This window comes from Streptosporangium sp. NPDC000396 (assembly GCF_042898655.1).
Classification (GTDB): domain Bacteria; phylum Actinomycetota; class Actinomycetes; order Streptosporangiales; family Streptosporangiaceae; genus Streptosporangium.
In genome coordinates this window covers 78,128-101,593 of sequence record NZ_JBIAZA010000021.1, presented here as the reverse complement: position 1 = coordinate 101,593, position 23,466 = coordinate 78,128, and the positions used below count along the sequence as shown (strand labels likewise).

General features: G+C 69.1%; 22 protein-coding genes. 6 read left to right on the top strand and 16 right to left on the bottom strand.

Annotated features, from left to right (window positions below; translation table 11 throughout):
- Positions 1-26: 26 nt before the first annotated feature.
- A complete protein-coding gene (locus ACFY2X_RS30515; RefSeq protein ID WP_389944839.1) occupies positions 27-785 on the top strand; it encodes a methyltransferase domain-containing protein in 759 nt (252 codons plus the stop codon).
- A gap of 58 nt (positions 786-843) precedes the next feature.
- On the opposite strand, the gene ACFY2X_RS30510 is transcribed toward ACFY2X_RS30515, so the two are convergent.
- On the bottom strand, positions 844-1,749 hold the full coding sequence (locus ACFY2X_RS30510; RefSeq protein WP_389944836.1) for a glycosyltransferase: 906 nt from the start codon (positions 1,747-1,749) through the stop codon (positions 844-846).
- Between the two features lie 38 nt (positions 1,750-1,787).
- Between ACFY2X_RS30510 and ACFY2X_RS30505 the strand changes: the two genes are divergently transcribed.
- The 3 genes from ACFY2X_RS30505 (at position 1,788) to ACFY2X_RS30495 (ending at position 5,417) form a co-directional block, all read left to right on the top strand.
- A complete protein-coding gene (locus ACFY2X_RS30505; RefSeq protein ID WP_389944833.1) occupies positions 1,788-2,357 on the top strand; it encodes a dTDP-4-dehydrorhamnose 3,5-epimerase family protein in 570 nt (189 codons plus the stop codon).
- 6 nt (positions 2,358-2,363) lie between these two features.
- Positions 2,364-3,260, top strand: coding sequence for a hypothetical protein (locus tag ACFY2X_RS30500; protein WP_389944830.1), 897 nt, complete (start codon positions 2,364-2,366; stop codon positions 3,258-3,260).
- A gap of 213 nt (positions 3,261-3,473) precedes the next feature.
- Positions 3,474-5,417 carry a DUF4082 domain-containing protein gene (locus tag ACFY2X_RS30495; protein ID WP_389944827.1) on the top strand — a complete coding sequence of 648 codons (1,944 nt, stop codon included), beginning with the start codon at positions 3,474-3,476 and terminating at the stop codon, positions 5,415-5,417.
- Positions 5,418-5,534: 117 nt separating this feature from the next.
- Here ACFY2X_RS30495 and ACFY2X_RS30490 read toward each other — a convergent pair whose 3' ends face one another.
- From ACFY2X_RS30490 to ACFY2X_RS30480, 3 genes are all read right to left on the bottom strand, one after another.
- On the bottom strand, positions 5,535-6,920 hold the full coding sequence (locus ACFY2X_RS30490; RefSeq protein ID WP_389944825.1) for an O-antigen ligase family protein: 1,386 nt from the start codon (positions 6,918-6,920) through the stop codon (positions 5,535-5,537).
- A gap of 5 nt (positions 6,921-6,925) precedes the next feature.
- Positions 6,926-7,744, bottom strand: a complete 819-nt coding sequence (locus tag ACFY2X_RS30485) for a hypothetical protein (RefSeq protein ID WP_389944822.1) — start codon at positions 7,742-7,744, stop codon at positions 6,926-6,928.
- A 183-nt stretch (positions 7,745-7,927) separates the two neighbouring features.
- Positions 7,928-8,785, bottom strand: a complete 858-nt coding sequence (locus ACFY2X_RS30480; RefSeq protein WP_389944819.1) for a hypothetical protein — start codon at positions 8,783-8,785, stop codon at positions 7,928-7,930.
- Positions 8,786-9,066: 281 nt separating this feature from the next.
- Here ACFY2X_RS30480 and ACFY2X_RS30475 point away from each other — a divergent pair, with 281 nt between their 5' ends.
- On the top strand, positions 9,067-10,245 hold the full coding sequence (locus ACFY2X_RS30475) for an acyltransferase family protein (RefSeq protein ID WP_389944816.1): 1,179 nt from the start codon (positions 9,067-9,069) through the stop codon (positions 10,243-10,245).
- A 43-nt stretch (positions 10,246-10,288) separates the two neighbouring features.
- Here ACFY2X_RS30475 and ACFY2X_RS30470 read toward each other — a convergent pair whose 3' ends face one another.
- Genes ACFY2X_RS30470 through ACFY2X_RS30430 form a run of 9 tightly spaced genes read right to left on the bottom strand, consistent with a single transcriptional unit; the run spans position 10,289 to position 19,817 of the window.
- Complete coding sequence (locus ACFY2X_RS30470) at positions 10,289-11,185, bottom strand: hypothetical protein (protein WP_389944813.1); 897 nt, start codon at positions 11,183-11,185, stop codon at positions 10,289-10,291.
- A 57-nt stretch (positions 11,186-11,242) separates the two neighbouring features.
- The gene (locus ACFY2X_RS30465; protein WP_389944810.1) at positions 11,243-12,163 is read right to left on the bottom strand and encodes a glycosyltransferase family 2 protein; all 921 of its coding nucleotides are present in this window, start codon (positions 12,161-12,163) and stop codon (positions 11,243-11,245) included.
- 17 nt (positions 12,164-12,180) lie between these two features.
- On the bottom strand, positions 12,181-13,704 hold the full coding sequence (locus ACFY2X_RS30460; RefSeq protein ID WP_389944807.1) for an oligosaccharide flippase family protein: 1,524 nt from the start codon (positions 13,702-13,704) through the stop codon (positions 12,181-12,183).
- A gap of 59 nt (positions 13,705-13,763) precedes the next feature.
- Positions 13,764-14,819 carry a hypothetical protein gene (locus ACFY2X_RS30455; protein WP_389944804.1) on the bottom strand — a complete coding sequence of 352 codons (1,056 nt, stop codon included), beginning with the start codon at positions 14,817-14,819 and terminating at the stop codon, positions 13,764-13,766.
- Positions 14,816-16,105, bottom strand: coding sequence for a DUF4910 domain-containing protein (locus ACFY2X_RS30450; RefSeq protein ID WP_389944802.1), 1,290 nt, complete (start codon positions 16,103-16,105; stop codon positions 14,816-14,818). Before ACFY2X_RS30450 ends, ACFY2X_RS30455 begins: the two co-directional genes overlap by 4 nt.
- Entirely contained in the window at positions 16,095-17,138 is a 1,044-nt protein-coding gene (locus ACFY2X_RS30445) for an NAD-dependent epimerase/dehydratase family protein (protein ID WP_389944799.1), read from the bottom strand. Before ACFY2X_RS30445 ends, ACFY2X_RS30450 begins: the two co-directional genes overlap by 11 nt.
- 5 nt (positions 17,139-17,143) lie before the next feature.
- Complete coding sequence (locus ACFY2X_RS30440; protein ID WP_389944796.1) at positions 17,144-17,794, bottom strand: PIG-L deacetylase family protein; 651 nt, start codon at positions 17,792-17,794, stop codon at positions 17,144-17,146.
- The gene (locus ACFY2X_RS30435; protein WP_389944793.1) at positions 17,791-18,585 is read right to left on the bottom strand and encodes a sugar phosphate nucleotidyltransferase; all 795 of its coding nucleotides are present in this window, start codon (positions 18,583-18,585) and stop codon (positions 17,791-17,793) included. The genes ACFY2X_RS30440 and ACFY2X_RS30435 overlap by 4 nt, the downstream gene beginning before the upstream one ends.
- Positions 18,582-19,817 (bottom strand): class I SAM-dependent methyltransferase, encoded by a 1,236-nt coding sequence (locus ACFY2X_RS30430; protein ID WP_389944790.1) that lies wholly within the window; start codon positions 19,815-19,817, stop codon positions 18,582-18,584. The genes ACFY2X_RS30435 and ACFY2X_RS30430 overlap by 4 nt, the downstream gene beginning before the upstream one ends.
- Before the next feature lie 131 nt (positions 19,818-19,948).
- On the opposite strand from ACFY2X_RS30430, the gene rfbC reads away from it, so the two are divergent.
- On the top strand, positions 19,949-20,551 hold the full coding sequence (gene rfbC, locus ACFY2X_RS30425) for a dTDP-4-dehydrorhamnose 3,5-epimerase (RefSeq protein WP_389944787.1): 603 nt from the start codon (positions 19,949-19,951) through the stop codon (positions 20,549-20,551).
- Here the strand turns inward: rfbC and rfbD are convergent.
- The 3 genes from rfbD to ACFY2X_RS30410 are packed head-to-tail and all read right to left on the bottom strand — an operon-like array spanning position 20,541 to position 23,466.
- Positions 20,541-21,398, bottom strand: coding sequence for a dTDP-4-dehydrorhamnose reductase (gene rfbD, locus ACFY2X_RS30420; protein ID WP_389944784.1), 858 nt, complete (start codon positions 21,396-21,398; stop codon positions 20,541-20,543). The two genes, rfbC and rfbD, sit on opposite strands and share 11 nt — an antisense overlap.
- Complete coding sequence (gene rfbB, locus ACFY2X_RS30415) at positions 21,395-22,402, bottom strand: dTDP-glucose 4,6-dehydratase (protein ID WP_389944781.1); 1,008 nt, start codon at positions 22,400-22,402, stop codon at positions 21,395-21,397. Before rfbB ends, rfbD begins: the two co-directional genes overlap by 4 nt.
- Positions 22,399-23,466 (bottom strand): glucose-1-phosphate thymidylyltransferase, encoded by a 1,068-nt coding sequence (locus ACFY2X_RS30410; RefSeq protein WP_389944778.1) that lies wholly within the window; start codon positions 23,464-23,466, stop codon positions 22,399-22,401. Before ACFY2X_RS30410 ends, rfbB begins: the two co-directional genes overlap by 4 nt.

The window sequence follows — 23,466 nt, the reverse complement described above, 5'->3', positions numbered from 1 at the left end:
TCCCGGGCAAGAAAGGAAAAAGCACCATGAGCGTGCTTCTCGAAAGCGTGGCCACCGCGGAGATCACCCCCTTCATGGAAAGCGCCGCCGACATGGGCGCGGCGGTCGTGGGCGGACTGCTGGAGGGGCTTCGGCGCTCCTACAAGTGGCTGCGCCGTACCACCGGCCAGTTGCTGTTCGAGCGCCGGTACGGAGTGCGGACCGCGGAGGTCGTGAGCCTCGACGAGCTGGGGCTGGTCCACGAGGAGCGGGTCTACTACTCGGCGGCGAACTGGCGGACCCTGCGGCGCACGCTGCCGCGGCGCGATGTCGGCGAGCACGACGTGTTCATCGACCTCGGCTCCGGCATGGGACGGATGGTCCTGGAGGCCGCGTCCCAGTACCCGTTCAAAAAGGTGATCGGTGTCGAACTGTCCGAGCGGCTCACCGACATCGCCCGGAAGAACATCACCGGCACCCGCCTCCGCCTGCGCTGCAAGGACATCGACCTCGTCCGGTCGGATGTGCTCGAATACGAGATTCCCGACGACGTCACCGTGGTGTTCCTCAACAACCCCTTCAGGGGCGAGATCTTCACGACTGTGATCAAGAGACTGATCGCGACCGTGGACCGGAACCCGCGCCCGGTCACGGTGATCTACTTCAACCCGGTCGAGGAGGAGTTCCTCCTGAGCACCGGCCGCTTCCACCACCTGCGCACGGTGTCGCAGAGACGCAGAACCCCCCAGGACAGCCCGTTCGGCTCGATCCGGGTGTATGCGATCACCGAGCGGGCCGGTGCCTGACCGCACCGGCCACGGGGATCGCACCACCCGAGCGGACGGTACGGCGGGCGCGCGCGGGCTACCCGCGCGCCTCGGCCCGGCTGCCGGCGTCCGTGCCCCACTGGACCTCACCGCCGCGCGAGGCACGCACCCGGGTCAGTGTCCGGTCCATGAGCAGGACGGCGAGGTAGCAGCCCGCGTCGAACGGGCTCACCTTCCGTCTCTTCACGAGAGCGCCCAGGGAGCTCAGCCGCAGGCGCCCCTCGGCCGCCGACCGTCCCAGCACGGCGAGCTGCCGGTTGCCCAGCCGTACCCTCACCCGTCGTTTCAGGTGCGCCGAAACGGTCCTGGCCGGGCGCACCAGCGATCGGGCCTCGGGCACCACCGCGCGCTCGTGAGGCGCGAAGCTGCCGTGCACCCAGCCGTCGTCGGAGATGACGTCCGGCAGGGGGAAGACCCGGGCGTGTCCCTGCGCGGTGAGAACGTAGACCCCCACTCCGGCCAGCCCCCGAAACGGCGCGATCAGATGGTCGTGCACCCTGTGCATGCGGCGCGCGATCCAGCCGACACCGTCCAGATCCCACACCGGAACCGGGGCACAGGCCAGCACGCCGGGCCGCCCGGCGGCGCGGACGAGCGCGCGCACCGACTCCGCGTCCAGCTCGACGTCGGCGTCCAGATACACGCGGGGGAAGACCTCGCAGGTCTCGTCGCCGAGCCGCAGCGCGTTGGCCTTGCCCGGCACCGGCGTCTCCACGACGCGCACGCCGGCCTGCCTGGCGGCCTCCGCCGTACGGTCGGAGCACGCGTTCGCGACCACCACCACGTCGAACTCGCCGGGCGCCGTCCCGTCGAGCAGCCGGCGCAGGCCGCTCGCGACGACCGCCTCCTCGTTGTGCGCCGGCACCACGATGCTGACGATCGGCTGCCGTTCACCGGCTCGTCCGAGCCGTGGCGTAACGTCCTCGTTCCCAGCGTCGTCCACCGGAACGCCTCCCGATCGCCCTTGGAAAGGTTGACGTGATGAGAGTAGAACGAATGGGAATCGACGGGGCGTTGTTATTCGTTCCGACGCCGCACCGTGACGACCGGGGGCTGTTCACCAGGACCTTCGACAAGCTCACCGCGGAGAGGTTCGGGCTGGATCCCGCGGCCTTCGTGCAGGACAGCCAGTCCCGCTCCCGGCGGGGGACGATCCGCGGGATGCACGGCCGCTCCGGACGGGGCGAGGCCAAACTGGTGCGCTGCGCGCGCGGAGCGGTGCACGACGTGCTGGTCGACGCCCGCCCGCACTCGCCCACCTTCGGTGAGCAGGTCTCCGTGCTGCTCGACGACGAGACGTTCGCCACGCTCTACGTGCCCCCCGGGCTGCTGCACGGCTTCCAGGCACTGACCGAGCAGACCGACGTCTGCTACCGCATCGACCGGGAGCACGATCCGTCCGAGGACCTGTCCGTCCGCTACGACGATCCCGAGCTCCGGATCCACTGGCCGCTGCCGGTCTCCGCGATCAGCGACAGGGATCTTTCCGCGGGGTCGTGGGCACAATTGCGAGATCGGCTCTGTGGCCCGAACACCACTATCGGGGAGTGAACGACGATGCGATGGGTCCGTCTGCTCGCTGCCGCCTCGGCGGTCATCCTGACGTTCCTGGCAGGGTGCACCTCCTCACCGGCGGAGACTCCAGCGGACAGACCCACCGCCAAGGCGCCGACCGGTGCCGTCCGCCGCTGTCCGGGGCATCCGACCCCGGCGTGCACCGGCGTGCCGCCCGGCACGAAGCTGACGGCGAAGACCCTCAACGACGGCGGTGCGGCCTACCGGGTCAGGACTCCGGGAACCGTGCTGGACGGCGTGCACATCGCCGGTGACCTGGTGATCGACGCCGACGACGTCACGGTGAAGAACAGCCAGATCGACGGCCTGGTCATCAATGCCAACGGTCCGAGGACCTACCGGTTCACGATCACGGACTCGACCGTCGGCCCGGCCAAGGGCTGTCAGACGCTGCCGGGAATCGGTCAGGACAAATACACCGCGCTGCGCGTGCACATCCGCGGCCACGGTGACGGCTTCCGCGCCTCCGGCGACAACATCGTCATCCGCGACTCCTACGTCAACCTGTGCTCCAACCCCGGCGACCACTCCGACGGCATCCAGACCTACAACACCGGCAAAGGCCTGATCATCGACCACAACACCATCGACCAGCGCCACGCCACCGACATCACCGCACCGATCTTCCTCGTCGACAAGCAAATCGTCGACGCCACCATCACCAACAACCTGGTCATGGGCGGCACCTACAGCATCCAGCTCAGGAACGGACGCGGAAAACTGGTCATGCGCGGCAACAAACTCGTCAACAAATCCTGGGTTTACGGACCGGTCGATTCCCAATGCAAGGCCATCGACTGGGCCGACAACTCCCTGGTGACCATCGACGACGACTACCGCGTCACCTCCACCGTCGGTCCCCTGAACTGCGTAGGCTGATCTTTCTCGTTACCGGCGTATCGGGTGACGCGTCTTCATGATCAAAATGCCACGTGTCGCCATAGCCGGACAATCGTTAATTAATAACACTTATAGGCGAATACTCGCGAAACTGATGCGTATCTATGACCTCAGTCGCAACAATGGCCTCTGCGCGAGGACTAAACGGACACATTGTCGAGCCGACCGCAAATCGGCGCGGAGGTCAGAGAAATGTCCAGTACACGCTCCCCACGCCGGGGCGGAAACAGCGAGGGCGGATTACCTCCTCGCCGCCGGGTGCGACCGGCCGTGGTGGCGGCCCTGGTCGTGGCCGTCACGGCGACGACCGTCCCGGCCATCTGGATCATCACCCGCGATGACGTCGCCGTGAAGCAGGCGGCCGCGGCCCAGCCCGCGCCCACCCCCCAGCCCCGGAAGCCGAAGGAAACGAGCTTCTGGTCGAAGGGCACCGGGGTGAAGGCCACGCAGCACTCCGACCGCGCGCCCGTCGAGCTGGGCATGCGTTTCACCGCCGCGCAGAGCGGCTGGGTGACAGGAGTACGGTTCTACAAAGCCCAGGGCGACAGGGGCAGGCACGCCGGAAGCCTCTGGGACGCGAGTGGGCATCGGCTGGCACGCGTCACGTTCGCCGGAGAGAGCCCCTCCGGCTGGCAGGAGGCGCGTTTCGCCTCGCCCGTCCGTCTCAACGCCAAGCAGATCTACACGGTCTCCTACCACAGCACGAACGGCACCTACGTGGGCACCAAGGGCTTCGGCCCCGCCCGCTCCGGCCCACTGACCATGGCGCCCCGCAACGCGGGGGTGTTCGGGTACGGCGACAGCGCCTTCCCCCGGCAGTCGAACCCCAAGGGCTACAACTACTGGGTCGACGTCATCTTCCGCTGGCGTCACCACGTCCCGCCGGGGACCACGAAGTCGCCCGAACCGTCGGTGATACCGGACCCGGACGAGACACCGATCCCGAGCGAGAAGCCGAGCCCGAGCAGGACCGGCACCCCCGGCCCCAGCATCTCGATCGATCCAGACCCGGACGAGACGCCGCGCCCAAGCTCCACTTCGACCACCTCGACCGGCCCGGATCCGACCGAGACCCCGAGCAGAACGCCGAGCCCGGGCAGGACCGGCACCCCCGGCCCCAGCACGTCGGCCAGCGCGGAGCCGACCGAGACCCCGAGCCCCAGCGAGACCCCGAGCCCGAGCAGGACACCGCGCCCCACCAAGACCCCGACCCCGAGCTCCGTTCCCACCACTTCGGCCAGCCCAACCCCGAGCAAGACGCCGAGCCCGAGCAGGACGGCCGATCCCACCCCGACCGCCACCAGGAGCAGCACGCCCAGGCCCTCGCTGTCGCCGGAGCCGACGCTGACCTCCGACCCGGGTGGCGGTGGTTGCGCGGGTTACCCGACCCCGGCGTGCACCGGCGTGCCGCCCGGCACGAAGCTGACGGCGAAGACCCTCAACGAAGACGGTGCGGCCTACCGGGTCAGCACGCCGGGAACCGTGCTGAACGGCGTGCACATCACCGGTGACCTGCTCGTTCACGCGGACGATGTGCTCATCAAGAACAGCCAGATCGACGGGCGCGTCATCAACGCCGACGGTCCGAGGACCTACCGGTTCACGATCACCGACTCGACCGTCGGCCCGGCCAAGGGCTGCCAGACGCTGCCCGGGATCGGTCAGGACAAATACACCGCCCTGCGCGTGCACATCCGCGGCCACGGCGACGGCTTCCGCGCCTCCGGCGACAACATCGTCATCCGCGACTCCTACGTCAACCTGTGCTCCAACCCCGGCGACCACTCCGACGGCATCCAGACCTACAACACCGGCAAAGGCCTGATCATCGACCACAACACCATCGACCAGCGCCACGCCACCGACATCACCGCACCGATCTTCCTCGTCGACAAGCAAATCGTCGACGCCACCATCACCAACAACCTGGTCATGGGCGGCACCTACAGCATCCAGCTCAGGAACGGACGCGGAGAGCTGATCATGCGCGGCAACAAACTCGTCAACAAGTCCTGGGTTTACGGACCGGTGGAGGCCGACTGCGCCAAGATCAAATGGGCCGACAACTCCCTGGTGACCATCGACGACGACTACCGCATCACCTCCACCGTCGGCCCCCTGAACTGCAACGGTTGACGGCGGTCCGGCAGGACGGACGCCAGACCCCATGGATGTGCCCCGCGGGAGTGAACCCGCGGGGCACCGGTCTGTTCCGGTCTGCTCCGGGTCCGAACCGGCCAACCGGCCAAGGTGTCAGCCGCGCACCCCGCCGGGCCTGCGCAGCAGCTCTCTGGCCGCGTTGACGCGGGCGGGCCACCGCAGGGCGCCGAAATCGCGCGACTGCCGTACGGACGTCTCGATGGTGCTGCGCAACAGTGACCCGGCGGCTCCGATCAGGAGGAACGACAGGCCTGTGATGGTGGCGAAGGACAGCAGGTCGAAGGTCGCCGCCCCGATCAGCGGGACCACGAGGCAGGCGGCGAGGGTGAGACCGAGATCGCGCGTGCCGGGGTCGGTGCTCATATGACGGGCCCGGAGTGCGGAGTAGATCCCGCACGCGAACATCGCGATGATCGTCGCGATGCCGATCAACCCGGTCTCCACCGAGGACAGGAGGTATTGGTTGTCGAAGACCTGGTGTTTGGGGGCGTACCAGGTGCCGGCTCCGCGCCCCAGCCACAGGTGCTTGGCGATCTCGTAGGCGGCCACTTCGTAGTCGTGCGTGCGGTAGCGGACGCTGTCGTCGGTGCCGGCGTTCGCGAACAGGTTGTAGAACGCGCTGATGAGCCCCGGGACCGTGAGCCTCATCAGGACGAGGAACACAATCGTGACGACGATCGCCTGGATCCGCCGCCGGGCGGGCCAGCCGAGAAACATCACGCCGCCGACGCCCACCAGGCTCAGCACCGCCGACCGGGAGACCGAGAACATCAGGCCCATCCCGATCAGGCCGGAGCACACCCACCATCGCAGGGCGGCCTGCCCGCGTTCGCGGGCCTGGAACCCGTAGTGGACGGCGATCGGGAGGAGCATCGCGCACACGACGCCGAACTCGATGGGATGGCCGGTCGTCGCGGCGACCCGGCGGAAATCGGACCTCGCGCCGATGAATCCGTCCTCGGAGGTGTAGCGGAGGCCGGGCAGCTCCAGGTAGCGGGTGAGGTCCAGGTCCAGCAGGAACTGGCAGGCCCCGATCACCGCGATGATCGCCCCCGCCACCACGACGGTCTGGAGCACGAAGTCCAGGCGCTCGACGCCGCGGACCCCGTCGCACACCATGAGCGCGAGCCCGGCGTTGGCCACCAGCAGGATCAGGGCGTGGTCGGCGAGCTTGAGCTCGTCGGACGGCAGGTAACCGTAGGTGGCGTAGCCGAAAGTGGCCACCATCGCGGTCAGGAAGACGAACAGCGCGGTGCGCACCGGCGTACGGCCCTTCGCCATCCCCAACGTCAGGGTGAAGTGCGCGCACAGCCAGCACAGGGTGGCGAGGAGGGCGAGGAAGTTGGCCGGGGTGATCGACAGTGGCAGTCCCCGGAAGACCAGACGGGCAGGGACGATCATCAGGGCCAGGACGAAGAAGCAGACCAGGGTCGCGCCGTCGGCACGCTGGCGGCGCGGCGGGGGGAGGTCGGTCGTCACGGGTGTCAGTACCTCACAGCCGAGCCGTCGGCCGGTGACCGGCCGTTGAGAGAGGATCCCTCCAGCGGCGGCCTTCCCGTCTCCGCGGCCCCGCCACGGCCCGGGATCCCAGCCCCCTCCACGTCCTCGCCACGGTCCAGGGCCTCGCCGCGCTCCAGGGCCTCGGCACGGCGCCGGGCCCTGCGGGCGCGGGAGAAGCTCTCGGCCGCGAACGCGGCGCACAGGCTCGCCACCGCGCCGACGCCCACCGCCGCGGCGACGGCGCGCCACTTCCGGCCGCGCTGCGGGGCCGGGTTCGTCGGCGGCACCGCCTCATAGGTGGTGATGTAGGTCGCACGGGGGGCTTTCACCGCCCGCTGGCGGTTGACCAGTTCGAGCCTCGCCCGCTCGATGACCCGCGTCACGATGTCCCGGGCGCCCTGCGCCGAGGAGCTCTCACCCTCGATGAACAGATACGGACCCGTGGCCAGCGACTCCAGGTTGTTGCCACCGTTGGTGACCTTGAAGGAGGTGTCTCCCCCCTCCACCGCGCCGAGTTCCACCGCCATGTCCGGCGTCCCCATCACCGTGATGAGGATCGAGGCGGAGACGTTCAGCCCCTGGTCGAAGTTCAGCATGGGGTTGGTCAGCCCGTTGGGGACCCTCGGGTTGGTCGGCAGGCTCCCGCCGGTGGCCGGTGTCGTCAGGACGAGGACGGCGCTGGATATGTAGGTGGTGGGGATCGTGGAGTAGATCGCGGCCGCGGCGGCGACGGACAACGCGAACGTCGGCATGACGATGTACCAACGCCGGAACAGAACGAGGACTGTTCCCCAGAAGTCCATGCGCTTCCTCCCCGAACCGAACTACGGGTGACCGGACCGAGGCCCACTGACGGTCATCGCCCGGATCCGGGCGCGGTGTTACGTAAAAAAGGACTTATGGCCCCGGGGAAGTGCAAATCACGATGAATCACCCCATGCAAGGATGGTGGCTGCGAACGATCCGCGACCGCCGGGACACACGCTTCATTTCTCGTGGTCGTCTCGGCCTCCGGCGCGCATGAACACGATGGTGTCCGCACCCTGCTCGTCATGATGCGCGAACCGCTCCTCCTCATCGTCCACCACGACGACGAGCTGCACGGGTTCGTCTTGGAACGGTCCTTCGTCGGGCTCGCGCGTCTCCACTGCGGGATAGACGGTCATCACCGGCTCGTCCGCCACCGCTCCACCGTGGTCCGGTTCCCCGGCCCAACCCTTCCTCGCCGGCCGGGGATGGGATGGTCCGCCGCCGGCTCGCCCGTACTGCGTCACGCCGTACGCGATGCCGAAGCCGACGAAGAGCACGAGGAACATCGCCCCGCCCGCGGCCATCAGCTTGCCCGACATCTTGGCCTCGGGAGTGGACGAGGGCACCACGTCGACGATCGATATGAAGGTGGAGCGCGGAGCCCTGAGCGCCTGCTGACGTTTGCCCAGCTCATCGCGGATGCGCTGCTTGGCCCGGAGCACCACGTCCTGGGCCGCGGCGGCGGACCTGCTCCGGACCTCCACGTAGATGAACGGGCCGTTCGTACTGATGCCCAGCAGGTCCGGGTTGGTACGGCCGTCGTTGATCGTGAGCTGAGTGGGACCGTTCTCCACCACCCCCAGCTCGGCCGCGACCTCGGGGGTGTTCATGGACAGGATGAGGATGCCGGCGGTGACCCGGAGGCCGTCGCTGAACTGCAGCAGGGGGTTAGTCAGCCCGATCGGCCTGGTCGGGTCGGTTGAGAGCGTTCCACCGGTCGCCGGAGTGGTCAGCACCATGGAGGCGGTGGACACGTAGGAGGTGGGCACGAGGAAGAAGGCCAGGGCAGCGGCGACGAGCGAGAGAACGATCAAGGGAGGGCCAATGAGTCTCCGCCTCGCGAGGCTAAAAATGGCCTTCCAGAAGTCCATATGTTTCCGCCCCTATTTGTGGCGGGGCACTACCAAACCCCGAGACGATACAGTTACCAATCGAGATGCGCACGCTTCTCGTTACATCAGTCAGGTTGGAAACCAAACCGGTCGGCATCCACTCATGGGATGTTACGTCTGGCGACCATACAACGATAGACCCGTCGATAGGCCGAAGAGGGCAGTATGAGGGCCCGCACCGACCCGAGACGGGGATTGATCGGATGGAGTCCTCCGAAGAGAGCACGCGAGACGGCGCCGGGGCGCCCGCGGAGCGTGGCAGGCTGGGAGGGCTGGACGGAATCCGCGGCGTGGCCGCCCTGTTCGTCATGGTGCATCACTGCTGGCTGATGTCCTTCCCGGGCTACCCCGGCAACACCGGTCCCGGCTGGCTCGGCTGGCTGCTCTACGGGCACTTCGCGGTGGTCGTGTTCATCGTCCTGTCGGGCTTCTCGCTGGCAGTCTCCCCCGCCCGGTCAGGATGGCGGCTGGGTGGGATGCGCCGGTTCGCCCAGCGCCGCGCCTGGCGCATCCTCCCGCCCTACTGGGCCGCCCTGGCCTTCAGCCTGGCGATCGCCTGGGCCCTGGTCCCCCAGCCGGGAGAGGGCGCCCCCACGGCCAAGTCGGTCGTCGTCTACGGCCTGCTGCTCCAGGACCTCTTCGGCGCGCCGAGCCCCAACGGGGCCTTCTGGTCCATCGCCGTCGAGGCCCAGCTCTATCTGGTCTTCCCTCTCCTGCTACTGGTGCTGCGCAGGGCGGGCGCGGTCGTGATGCTCGGGGTCGTCACCGTGGTCGTGGCGGCGATCGGCCTGCTCGCGCCCGGCGTGCACCTGGTCGGCATGCTGATGCGGCTGACCCCCCAGTTCGCCGTGCTGTTCGCGGTGGGCGTGGTCGCCGCGGGCGTCATCGTCGCAGGTGAGCGAGTACGGCGGCTGCCCTGGCACTGGCTGGCCCTGCTCGCCGCCGTCCCGGTGTTCGCGGTGATCGTCGTGCGGGGCTCGGTCTGGACGGTGGAGCACTACTTCTGGATCGACCTCGCGCTCGGCCCCGCCGTGGGCCTGCTGCTGGCAGGGGTGGCGACGGGACGACCGGCGGTTCTGGTGCGGCTGCTGGACCTGCGACCGATCCGGAGCCTGGGTTCCTTCTCCTACACGCTCTACCTGATCCACGCCCCGATCGTCGTGGCGATCTACCAGTTGGTCATCGCTCCACGCGTGCCCGTCGGCCTGCCCGCGTTCTCGGCCGCCCTCGCGCTGGCCGTACCGGTGGCCCTGCTCGCGGCCCGGTCGTTCGCGGCGGTCTTCGAACTTCCGTTCCAGCGTCATCGCAGCTGGCCCGTGCTGCGGGTGGCGGCACGGGCCAGGTTGTCACGGTTGCGCGCGGCGGTACGGCCCGCGCCGTAAGCGGCGAACGACCGGGAAAACGGCGGGGTGAAAGCCTCGGGCCTCAGTTCACCCGGGCGAGCGCCTCGGCTTCGTACTCCAACGCCAGCTCCTCTGGCATCGGGTCGAGGTCGACGCAGCGCACGAAGTCGCGCAGGGTCGTCCCGGTGCACGCCGCGTCCACGTTCACCGCTCCCCGGCGAGCGCGCACGTCGTCGATGTGCACCGTACGGAAGTCGATGCTGAAGCGGGTCCTGCCCGAGGTGTTGGGGACCGTCGAGTGCAGTTGCGCGCCCGAGAAGATCATTACCCCGCCCGGCTCCGGCACCACCCGGACCTGCGGTTCGAGCTCCACCGGCTCATCCGGCCGGGGCTGTTCCCTGGTGTCGCTGCGCACGTGCTGGGCCGCGGTGAGCCGGCTGGTGCGGTTCCACTCGGCGTAGTCGTAGCGCGCGCTGCCGTTGCGCACGGGGTGGTCGAAATACCGGGGATGGAAGGCCATCACGTTCTCCGGCACCACCGGATAGATCGGGATCCACCAGTTGAGCTGGTTGAACGGCGCGGAGTACCAGCAGTCACGGTGCGGGTGGAAGGCGTAGGAGATGCCGGAGGTGAGGTAGTCGTGGGAGGTGGAGGTGCGCAGCCGGGGGACGTCGAAATAGGTCCGGTCAAGCGAGCAGCCGAGATCCTCCAGTACGGCGGGCAGCAGTTCCTTGCACCGGGGGTGATGGATGAACCGGGGCTTGAGCTCGGCGAGCAGGGCCGCGAACTCCTCGACCGGCATGTCGAACTGGGCGGTCTCCGGATCGTGGCCGCCGAACGCCTCGGCGATCAGCTCCTGGGCGAGGTGGACGAGTTCCTTGGAAGAGGGCGTCGCGGAGTAGGTGAACACCTTCCCCTCATAGAGAAGGCCACGCCTGGTCTCGTCATCCACCCCGCTGTTGGAAAAGACGGTGGTCATGCTGAACGCCCTCCTTGTTCACGATTGATGTGCTCGTCCGCGCACGGTGGTTCATGGTCAGCGTCCGGCCGTGGAACGCCCGGAGGCCCTGCCCGGCAGGAGCGGGCCGGTGGCCAGCCGCACGAGTTTGCGGCTGCGGTGGGAAAGGGTCCGCCGCTGACGGCGGGCGTACATCCGGTGCGCGGCGGCACGCGCGCGGCGGCGTTGCCCCTCGGTGAGGTCGGCGTCACGCAGCCAGCGCAGGATTTCGAGGTACTGCAGGGTCGAGGAGAAATGCGCCTGCCATGCGGGCACGCCGAGGCGGCGGCCGACCACCCCGATGCGCTCGTGTTTCCAGTGGCGGTGGGCGAGCACCTCGGGCACATGGCCCCACGGCCCGGCCAGCGCGAGCTTCGTGGCGAACACCTCGTCCTCGCGGAGCATGTTGCGCCGGGGGATGGTCATCACGGAAGCCCTGTGCATGAGGCCGTACAGGGGGTCGATCAGCAGGTGGCTCTCGTTGAGCATGCGCAGCATCTCGGCGAACCGGTCGACCGGGTCGTCCGACAGCAGCCCCGTGCCCTCATAAACACCGGTGCTGGTCGTCCCGTCGGGGTCGGTGTAGGACACCTGGGTGGTGACCAGAATGAGCCGCTCGTCCTCGGCGAAGGCTTGCAGGCACCGGGAGATGCAGTTGGGCTCCAGCGCGTCGTCGTCACCGACCCAGCGGAAGAACGTTCCACGGGCGATCCGTCCCGCGTGGATGAAGTTGTTGAGCAGCCCCACGTTCCGCGGCTGGCGATGGTAGGTGATCCGGCTGTCGGATCGCGCCAGGTCCCGGCAGAGCTCCTCGGTGTCGTCCGTGGAGGCGTTGTCGCAGATCACCAGCTCGACGTTCTGGTGATCCTGCGCCAGCACCGACCGGATCACCCCCTCCAGCCGCGCGGCGCCGTTGCGCACCGGCAGTCCGATGGACACCAGCGTGTCGGTTCCAGGCATCCGGTTCCCTTCTCGGTTCATCGGGAGCGTGCGGGGATCAGCTCGGTCACCCGGCCGCCCAGCTGCTTGAGCACGGCCTGCGGCACGACGACGAGGACGAAGACGAGCAGTCCCGTGCCGCCCGCCACGACCAGCTGAACGAGCGGAGCGCCGTCGACGACGTGTGCCAGCAACGTCATGACGACCCCCGCGAGCGCGCCCCCGAGCAGCGGGCGCACCAGGGCGGAGGCGATCGGGGCGAGGACCACTCCCGCCCTGTGCAGGGCCAGCGCCGCCAGCGGCAGGGCGACGACGACGGCGACCACCGCGTGCCCGATCGCCGCGCCGCGGATGCCGTCCACGCGTGCGCCGACCATCAACGCGGGCACCAGCGTCACCGCCCAGCCCAGGTTGAGCCACACTGTGGACTTGGTGGCGCCCAGCGCGGCCAGGATGTCGACCGCCAGGGCGGTCAGCATCCGCACGACCATCAGGATCGCCAGGAACCGCAGCACCTCGGCGGAGGGCGCCCAGCGCTCGCCGTACAGGAACACCACCACCGCCGGCGCGAGGGTCCCCAGGACCACGCCGAACGGCACCACGATGGAGAACAGCAGCGGCACCGCCCGCTGCACCCCCGCGGATATCGACTCCCGGCTCTCCTCGGCCAGCCGGGAGAAACTGGGCAGGGCGACATACCGTACGGCGGTGCCGACGAGACCGGGCACCCAGCTGGAGATGTTGAAGGCCAGCAGGTAGAAGCCGAGCAGGGTGAGGCCGAGGGCGTCACCGACGATGACGGAGTCGGCGTTCAGCAACACCCCCTCGATGCCGAGGCTCACGCAGAGCGGCAGCCCGAAGACCAGAAGTTTCCGGGCTGTCGCACGGTCCAGGCCGAACCCGATCCGCACCCTGGCGAAGGCGACCACCAGCACCCCGGTGACCGCGGCACCGCACAGTTGCCCCCAGGCGAAGCTGAAGGCCCCGGCGCCGTTTGCGGCGAGCACGATCGACACCGGGGCGTTCACCAGGAAGCCCACCAGGTTGGCCTTGGTGAGCTTGTCCTGCTCGAACCTGCGCAGGAGTGCCGCGCTGCGCACCGCGGTCAGGCCGTAGACGAGGTTGGTGGCGGTGAGGACGCGGATCACCCAGGTGGCGTTCTCGCTGCCGGACATCTGCGCGAAGAACGGCGCGATGATCCAGAACAACCCGTACAGGGCGGTGCTGGAGGCGATGGCCACGACCGTCGCCGTGGGTGCCATGTCCTCAAGTTTGCCCCGCCACTGCACGGTGGCCGCGATGATGCCCGCGTCGTTGATGTAGATGACGAACTGGCTCGCGGACAGTGCGATGGCGTAGACGCCGAAATCCTCCGGCACCAGCAGGCGGGCGAGGACCAGGCTCATGGCGAACGAGCCGACCTTCATCACCAGATTGCCCAGCACGCTCCAGCGGAGCCCGCGACCGGCCTGGCGGCCGATCTCCCCGACCTGGGAGGTGGCCTCGCCCGGTTGCCCGGCCTCCGCGTCCGCCACCGTCTCCGCGCCCTGTCTGTCTTCCATTGTCTTACCTTTCACCGTTCACCGGCCGGACCGCCGCCGCCCGTCGTGCCCTGATCCGGTCAGGCGGGTACCTCGACCCGCTCAAGCCAGATCTCCCGCCAGAACGGGATGAACTCCCGCGGGCAGCTGGCGGTGTACGCACCCGCGCAGACGATGCCCTCCAGGACGATGCAGGGGGACTTCATGCGGAGCATCTGGCCGCTCTTCTCGTCGATGCACCGATCGACCCTTGAGAGCACCCGTGCCGTCTGCCCGCAGTAACGCGCCATCTCCTCCTCGAACCCCATCCCGCGATTGAGCAGGTCCTGGTTGAGGGTTTTGACGATCTCCTCCTTGGACTTGATCCGGACGAGCTCTCCCGGCTGGAGGTCGAGGGTGCCGCTCGGCGTCGCACCGACGAGCCGGCCCTTGACGAACCCCCACCGGAGACCGCCCTTGATCCGCAGCCAGCTTGGCAGCACCCGCCTGCTGCGGTCCTGGAATCGGTTGAAGAGCCCGACGAGAAGGGCGCGGAACGCGAAGAACGTGCTCGCGTTGCCGGTGCGCACGTCCATGACGTACTGCCGGACGTCCTTGAGAGGCAGGCAGGTGGGCGCGGCCCGCAGCAGCTCGGTCGCCTGGCAGGAGAAGCGCTCCTCCCCGTCCGGACCGGGCTCCTTCCTGGCGGCCTTCTCAAGGATCGGCAGGAGGGGCCGGCCAGCCGCGAGACCGCGCGAGCCGTTCAGCGCCGGGTCAGGGCGTCCGCCGGAGGGCGTGGGCATCGGGGGCGCGCCGGGCTCGACCCTCTTGAGCCAGGCCTCCTTCCAGTAAAACTGGCAGGCCGTCTGGCAGCCGCCGTGCGCCTGCCCGTCGCAGCGGGCCCCGGTCAGATGTACGGCACGCTCCATCCGCCGCATCCCGCTGCGGCTGATCGTGTCGCAGAGCTTGTACGCCACCTTGTGCACGGTGAGCCGCTGCCCGCAGAAGGCCAGCATCTCCGGCATGAACGGCAGCTCGTCCAGTTCGCCTTTCTCATCCAGCGTGGCCCTGATCTCGGCCTCGCTGAGCACCTCCACCATCTCGCCAACCCGGAGGTTGAGCGTCCCGGGATCCGTGGCGGTCTGCAACCGCTTCATCTCACCTGTTCCTTGAGCAATCCCGCACCACGCAGGGCTTGTGCCGCATCCGCCACGGCGGCGAAGGGCAGGTCGGACCGTTCCGCGATGTCCAGCAGGCTGTGCTCTCCGTCGGAGAGGTTCAGCACCCACAACATCGCCATCTGCGCCTGTTTGGTGTCGCTGCGTCCTCCCAGCGACCCGTACAGGCCCCTCCTGCCCAGTTGCGGCTCGCCGTACGGGCTGAGGTTGACATAGCGGCGGTTGCGCTCCAGGACCTGCGTGATCTCCCAGCAGGTCTCCAGGGTGTCCGCCATCGCCTCCGGCGACACGAAATCCGGGTTGTCGGCCGAGGTGTGATACTCGGGGTAGCCGGCGTACGGCGTCCGGGTCAGGGAGCCGACGGCCAGGTTGAAGCCCGGTGAGCAGAACTGGCGCTCGTCGTAGCCGTACGGAGAGAAGTCCACGATCTCGTGCTCGCGCCCGGAGGCCCGCAGGACGTGTCTCGCCGCCCGGTCGATCTCGGCGTCCCCGCGCCTGCTGCGCTTGTAGGTCAGCGCGCCGCGGTCTCCCGCGCAGGCCAGCACGAGCCCGTGCCTGACGTTCCCGACGTGCTCCCGGTTACGCGCCAGCCAGGTGATCGCGCCGATGGTGCCCGGCATGAACAGGAACCGGTAGGTATACCAGGGGCGGGTCTCGGCCAGCCGCCGCGCGAGCCGGGTCGCCACCGCGATGCCCGCCAGGTTGTCGTTGGCCAGCGAGGGGTGGCACACGTGGCAGGAGATGATCACCTCGTCGGAGACCTGCCCCGGGATCACGTGCTCGCCGTAGGTCAGGTGGCCGTCGACGAGAGTCGAGTCGATCCGGACCTCGTAGCGGCCGTCCGGCAGGCTCGCCAGGGTGTTCTCGCGGAGGCAGAAGCCCCAGGTCTCCGCGTAGTAGCTGGTCCGGTACGGGATCAGGTCGGGCTGCTCGGGCAGCGTGTGCAGGTGCCCGCGCAGCTCGTCCAGTGTCATGGTGGCCGACACCGGAACGCTGTAGCCGACCACGTGGAGGTTGGACTCGGCGAAGTCGACCACGCGGGTGCCCGAGGCGTCCTTGATGTAGGCGTCGCGGATGTTCCACTCCTTGGGCACCGTCCAGTCGAGGACCTCGGTCCCCGTCGGCACCTCGTGGATCCGCAGCGGGACGGACTCCCCGACGATCTCCAGCGTGCGGCGCACCCCGTCGCCGGTGATGCTCCGGCACAGGGGGTAGAGGCGTTCGACCAGGGCGTGCATCTCACGTCCCGTGGTGTCACCCGTCACTGGCGACCACCTCGCGCGGCCGGAGCGCGTCGTCGACGGTGCCAGCCGTACGGCGGGCCGACAGTCGTGCGAGCCTGGTGAAGCGGTGCTGGAAGTCCCGCTCGGTCAGGCCGAACCGCCTGTACGCCTCCACCAGCTCGACCGCGCCCTCCTTGACCGTCCACCGCGGCTGGTAGCCGGGCAGCGCGGCGCGGACACGGGAGAAGTCCACCCGGTAGGAGCGCGGGTCCGCTCCGGCCTCACCGGTGATCACCAGCCGGGAGCCGGGAACCGCCTCGACGACCTCGGCGGCGATCTCCGCCACGGTCACGTTGTTCTGCTCGGTGCCCACGTTGAACGCCTTGGCGTGCACGGCCTCCCGGGGGGCGGCCAGCGCCATGACGAAGGCGTCCGCGATGTCCTCGGCGTGCACCAATGGCCGCCACGGAGTCCCGTCGGACATCACCCGCACCTCCCCCGACAGGAGCGCGTGCCCGACGAGGTTGTTCAGCACGATGTCCGCGCGCAACCGGGGCGAGAACCCGAAGGCGGTGGCGTTGCGCAGGAAGACCGGGGTGAAGTCGCCGTCCGCCAGCTCGGCCAGGTCGTCCTCGACCCGGACCTTGGACTCGGCGTAGGGGGTCACCGGGCGTAGCGGCGCGTCCTCGCCGACCAGGCCGTCACCACCGGAGGCGCCGTAGACCGAGCAGGTGGAGGCGTACAGGAACCGGCGCACGCCCGCCTCGCGGGCCAGCCGGGCCAGGCGTACCGAGGCGTGGTGGTTGATGTCGTAGGTCAGCTCGGGCGCCAGCGCGCCGAGCGGGTCGTTGGACAGCGCCGCGAGGTGCACCACGGCGTCCACGCCCGCCAGTTCGCCGGCGGTGACGTCTCGCAGGTCGACCGAGTGGCCGCGCGGGTCGTCGGGCGCGGGGCCCAGGACGCAGTCGGCGAACAGCCCGGAGTCCAGGCCGACCACCTCATGGCCCGCTTCGGCGAGCGCCGGGGCCATCACACTTCCCAGGTAACCCTGGTGCCCGGTGAGCAGCACGCGCATCCGGTTCATCCTCCAGCCAGATCGAGAGTCAACTTGTTCACGTGAAACGCCTCCGCGTAGCGCGCATGGCACTCGATTCCGCGGATGCGGGCCAGCCCGAGAAACGCCTCGCGGTCGTACCAGGGGCGCTGTCGTTGTGAGGGGTAATGCTGTTGGAGCAGGGTCACCTTCGCCTCGGCCACCTCGGGCGCGAGCGGCTGGTAGACCGGGGGCCGCCCGAGATCGCCGTCCCACTTGACGATCTCGTAGCCGAGCACCTGGTGGTCGCGGAAGGCCGTGGGGACCAACCGCGCCAGGCCCCGGTGGTCCTGGTGGGCGTCTCCGGGGTGCGGTGCGAACAGCAGATCGGGGTCGGTCCGGGCGCGCAGGTCCTCCACGGCGCCCTTCGCCTCGTCCCAGTGGGCGGGCAGCCTTCCGTCGGGCAGCTTCAGCACGGTGAGCCGCAGGTCGGCACCGGGGCAGAAGGCGGTCAGCGCCGCGTGTTCCTCCTCCTCCCGCTCGGTGCCGCCGCCGGAGAGCACCAGCGCGTCCACCTTCATGCCGGGATATGCGGAGCAGAGGGTCAGCAGGCTGCCGCCCGCGCCGATGGCGATGTCGTCGCAGTGGGCGGCGAGCAGCGCGACCCCCTTCGCGCTGGTCGGCCGAAATCCGATCATGCGGTCGGCACCGCCGGTTCGCGCTCCCACAGCGCCCACGGCCGCTCGCCGCGCGAGTACGCCTCATCGAGGGCGACCCGCTCCTTGACCGTGTCGGTCGGCCGCCAGTAGCCGCGGTGGGGGTAGGCGAGCATCCGGCCGCGCTTGGCGAGCTCGGCGCATCCGTCCGCGACGAGGTCTCCGCCCGGCGGGATGTGGTCGAAGATCTCCTGGCGGAGCACGAAGTATCCGCCGTTGACCCAGAGGGGCATCTGGCTGACCGGCGTGATCCCGCCGACCGTCCCGTTCTCGCCCAGTTCGACGCAGTGGAAGGTGTCCGAGGGCGGGACGACCATCATGGAGGCGCCCGCGTCGGACGCGGCGAAGCGGTCGATGATCTCCGGCAGCGGCGCGTCCGTGAGCACGTCGGCGTAGTTGGCCAGGAACATCTCGTCGCCGTCGAGGTGGTCGCGGACCCGGCGCAGCCGCTCGCCGATCGGCGACTCGATCCCGGTCTGCACGAACGAGATCGACCAGTCGGAGATGTCGGTGGACAGCAGCTCGACCTTGCCTCCGCGCAGGACGAAGTCGTTGGAGATCGTCTCCTGGTAGTTCAGGAAGAAGTCCTTGATGTGGTGCGCCCCGTAGCCCAGGCAGAGGACGAACTCCGTGTGGCCGAAATGCGCGTAGTAGCGCATGACATGCCAGATGAGCGGCCGAGGGCCGACGAGCTGCATCGGCTTGGGCGCGTCACCCGGGGTGCCGGTGCGCATGCGCGTTCCGTACCCCCCGCAGAAGAGGACGACTTTCACGGGTTCACCTCGACGATCTCCAGGCTGGGGATCGGGAAGACCAGGCGGCCTCCCCAGGCGTGGACGAAGGACAGCTGGCCGGTGAGCTCCTCGCGGAGGTTCCACGGCAGGACGAGCACGTAGTCGGGCCGGTCTTCGGCGATCCGCTCGGGCGGCAGGATCGGGATCCGCGTGCCCGGGGTGAACCTGCCGTGCTTGTAGGGGTTGCGATCCACCGTGTAGGACAGCAGGTCCGCGCGGATCCCGCAGTGGTTGAGCAGCGTGTTGCCCTTGCCCGGTGCCCCGTAGCCGACCACGGTCTTACCCTGCTCCGCGGCCTCGACGAGGAACTTCAGCAGGTCCCGCCGCACCCGGGCCACCCTCGCGGCGAACTCGGTGTATCCGGCCAGCTCGTGCAGGCCAGCGGCCTTCTCCGCGGCGAGCACCTCGTCCACCCGCCCGCCGGGCTCGCCCGCCACCTCCTCGGGTCGCGCCCACAGCCGGATCGAGCCCCCGTGGGTCGGCAGCAGCTCGACGTCCACGAGGGACAGGCCGCCGGCGGCCAGGGCGCGTCGCGCGGACGCGACCGTGTAGTACTGGAAGTGCTCGTGATAGATCGTGTCGTACTGGTTGTGCTCCATCAGGGTGAGCAGGTGCTGGACCTCGATGGAGACCCACCCGTCGTCCGCCACGAGCGCGCGAAGGCCCTTGGTGAACCCGATGACGTCGGGGATGTGCGCGTAGACGTTGTTGGCCACCACCAGGTCGGCGGGGCCGTGCTCCTGCCGTACCGTCAGGCCGGTCTCGGGACCGAGGAACGCCGTGACGGTCGGCACGCCCTTGTCTCTCGCCGCCTGACCGACGTTCTTCGACGGTTCGATGCCCAGGCACCGGATCCCCCGGTCGACCACGTGCTTGAGCAGGTATCCGTCGTTGCTGGCCACCTCGACCACGAACGAGCCGTCGTCCAGCCCCAGCCGCTCGACCGCACCGCCCACGAACTCCCGCGCGTGCTCCACCCACGACGTCGAGTAGGACGAGAAGTAGGCGTATTCGGTGAAGGTGTCTTCCGGGGTGATCAGCGGGGGGATCTGCGCCAGCCAGCAGCCGGTGCACACCCTCAGGTGCAACGGATAGGTGATCTCGGGCTCATCGAGCTGCTCAGCGGTGAGAAACCGCTCGCAGGGCGGTGTCGCCCCGAGATCGACGACGCTGGCCAGGCTCGCCGAGCCGCACAGCCGGCAGGTTGTCATCAATACACTCCCTCGCCGCGCAACGCGGCTCGACCGGTCTTTGACAAGATCAATTCATCGAGCGCGAACCCTAGGTTTTCGCCCGATCTTTCGGAGGTGTTACAAAGCACCGCTGTGGCATGCTTCGGCCCATGGAACCCCTGAGCATCGACGGAATGTGGTGTCACACACCACGCATCCACTCCGATCCACGCGGCGCGTTCTTGGAGAGCTACCGCTCCGCCGACCTGCGGGAATCGGTCGGGCATCGGCTGGATCTCGCCCAGGTCAACTGCTCGGTCTCCGGGCGCGGCGTCCTCCGGGGGATCCATTTCGCGGACGTGCCGCCCGGCCAGGCCAAATACGTCATGTGCGTGTCCGGCGCCATCCTCGACGTCGTCGTGGACATCCGCGTCGGCTCGCCCACCTTCGGCCACTGGGAGGCCGTGCGCCTGGACGACGAGTCCCGGCGCGGCCTCTACATCGCCGAAGGGCTCGGCCACGCCTTCATGGCGCTCAGCGAGCAGGCCACGATCGTCTACCTGTGCTCGCAGCCCTACGCCCCCGGACGCGAGCACGAGGTCCACCCGCTCGACCCGGCCATCGGGATCGAGTGGCCGGCCGGCCTCGTGCCCGTCCTGTCGGACAAGGACGCCGCCGCGCCCACCCTCAAAGAGGCGCTGGACGCGGGACTGCTGCCGGACTACCGCGCGTGTAAGGCCTACTACGACGGCCTCGCGGCCTCTAGCCGTTGACGAGCACATCGGATTCCCGCAACGCCTCTCGCCAGTCCCTCATCGGGGAAAGCCCCGCCCGGCTCCAGCGGTCGTGTCCCAGCACGCTGTAGGCCGGGCGCGGCGCCGGACGCGGGAACTCCTTGGAGGAGACCGGGCTGATCCGCTCCGGGTCCGCGCCGATCAGCGTGAAGATCTCCCTCGCGAAGCCGTACCAGCTCGTCTGGCCGGAGTTGGTCGCGTGGTAGACCCCCGGCGGGGCGTCGGCGCGCCCCAGCTCCGTGATCCAGCCGGCCAGGTCACCGACCCAGGTGGGCTGGCCCAGCTGGTCGTCGACGACGTCCAGGGTCTCCCTGGCCTTCTCGATGCCGGCGATCGTGCGGACGAAGTTCTTGCCGGTCGCGCCGTACAGCCAAGCGGTCCGCACGACGTAGCCGGTGTCCGGCAGCACCTCCAGCACGGCGCGCTCGCCCGCGAGCTTGGTGCGCCCGTAGGCGTTGACCGGACAGGTCGGCGCGTCCTCGGGGTACGGGTTCAGCGCGGTCCCGTCGAAGACGTAGTCGGTGGAGGGCTGGATCATCCGCGCGCCGAGGCGCCCGCACGCCTCGGCCAGTGCCCGCACCCCGTGCCCGTTGACGGCCAGCGCCTCGGCCTCACGCGTCTCGGCGTCGTCCACCGCCGTCCACGCCGCGCAGTTCACCACGATGTCCGGCCGGCACGCCGACACCAGATGGTGCACGGCCGGCGCGTCGCGAAGGTCGAGCTCGTCCCGGCCGAACGCGATGGCGGCCTCCCCCTCGGCCTTCAGGCGACCCAGCAGCTCGGTCGCGAGCATGCCGGAGGCACCGGTGATCAACCACCGGCTCATGCGGTCTCCCCGGCCCTCGGCGCGGTGCCCGCGTCCGCGAGCACGCCGTCCTCCCGCCGTCTCCCGCCTTCGGCCGCGGCCTTCCACCAGTCCGGGTTGTCGGCGTACCAGCGGACGGTGTCCGCCAGCCCCTGGTCGAACGGGACGCGCGGCCGGTAGCCGAGGGCCCGCAGCCGGGAGTCGTCGAGAGAGTAGCGGCGGTCGTGCCCCTTGCGGTCTTCGACGTGTTCGACCATGTCCCAGCCGGCGCCGCACGCCGCGAGCAGCCGGGTGGTCAGCTCGGTGTTGGTCAGCTCCGCCGTACCTGCGATGTGGTAGACCTCGCCGGGCTCACCCCGCTCGGCGACGAGCCGGATGCCCGCGCAGTGGTCGTCGACGTGGATCCAGTCGCGGATGTTGCCGCCGTCGCCGTAGAGCGGGACCTTGCGCCCCTGGAGGAGGTTGGTGACGAAGAGGGGGATCACCTTCTCCGGATACTGGTAGGGCCCGTAGTTGTTGCCACAGCGCGTGATGGACACCGGAAGGCCGTGGGTGATCGCGTAAGCGCGTGCGATCATGTCACCCCCCGCCTTGGACGCCGAGTACGGCGAGCGCGGCCGCAGCGGCGCGCTCTCGTCCCAGGAGCCGACGTCGATCGATCCGTACACCTCGTCGGTGGACACCTGCACCACCCGGGGGGTGCCCGCCTCCAGACAGGCCTGCATCAGGGTCTGCGTGCCCAGGACGTTGGTCCGCACGAACTCCCCGGCGCCCTCGATGGACCGGTCCACGTGGGACTCGGCCGCGAAGTTGACGACGACGTCGTGACCGGGCACCACCTCGGCCAGGAGCCCGGCGTCGCACATGTCACCGTGCACGAAGGTGTGGACGACCCCCTCCAGGTTCGCCGGGTTGCCGGCATAGGTGAGTTTGTCGAGAACCGTCACGGCGATGCCGTCCGCGACGAGCATGCGAACGTAGTGGGAGCCGATGAATCCGGCCCCACCGACGACCAAGACCTTCATGAACTGATCTGGACCTTGCTGTGATCGCCCAGCACGAGGCGGTGGGCTCTGGGGGTGTTGGGGGCGGGGGTGACCTCGACGTCGTGGCCGATGAGCGAGGCCTCGATCCGGGACACTCCGGAGATGGAGGACCGGGGCAGCACGATCGAGTATTCGATCTCGCTGTTGCTGATCGTGCAGCCGGCCGCGATCGAGGTGAAGGGGCCGATGTAGCTGTCCAGAATCCGGGCTCCGGCACCGATGATCACCGGGCCGACGATGCGAGAGCGCTCCACCGTGGCGCCCTCCTCGACGACCACCCGGCCGATCAGCTCGCTGACGCCGTCCACCCGGCCGTCCACGCGTCCGTCCAGGGACTCCAGGACCAGCCGGTTGACCTCAAGCATGTCGGTGACGTTCCCGGTGTCCTTCCAGTAGCCGGAGATGACGGTGGACTCGACCGGGTGGCCCGCCTCGATCAGCCACTGGATCGCGTCGGTGATCTCAAGCTCGCCCCGCCAGGACGGCTTGAGCTCGGCCACCGCCTCGTGGATCGCGGGGGTGAACAAGTAGACGCCGACGAGCGCGAGATCACTCTTGGGCTCGGCGGGCTTCTCCTCCAGGCCGACCACGCGGCCGGCGGGGTCGAGCTCCGCGACACCGAACTGCCGTGGGTCGCCGACCTGGGTGAGCATGATCTGAGCGGCCGGCCGGTCGCGGGTGAACCGCTCCACGATGTCGTTGATGCCGCCGACGATGAAGTTGTCGCCGAGGTACATGACGAAGTCGTCGTCACCGAGGTAGTCGCGGGCGATCAGCACCGCGTGGGCGAGCCCGAGCGGGGCCTGCTGGCGGAGATAGGTCACCTGCAGGCCCAGCGCGGAGCCGTCGCCGACGGCGGCCTGGATCTCGGCCTGCGTGTCGCCCACGACGATCCCGATCTCGCGGATCCCGGCGGCGGCGATGGCTTCGAGCCCGTAGAAGAGCACGGGCTTGTTGGCCACCGGGACGAGTTGCTTGGCGGAGGTGTGGGTGATCGGCCGCAGCCGGGTGCCCGATCCCCCGGCGAGCACGAGTGCTTTCAC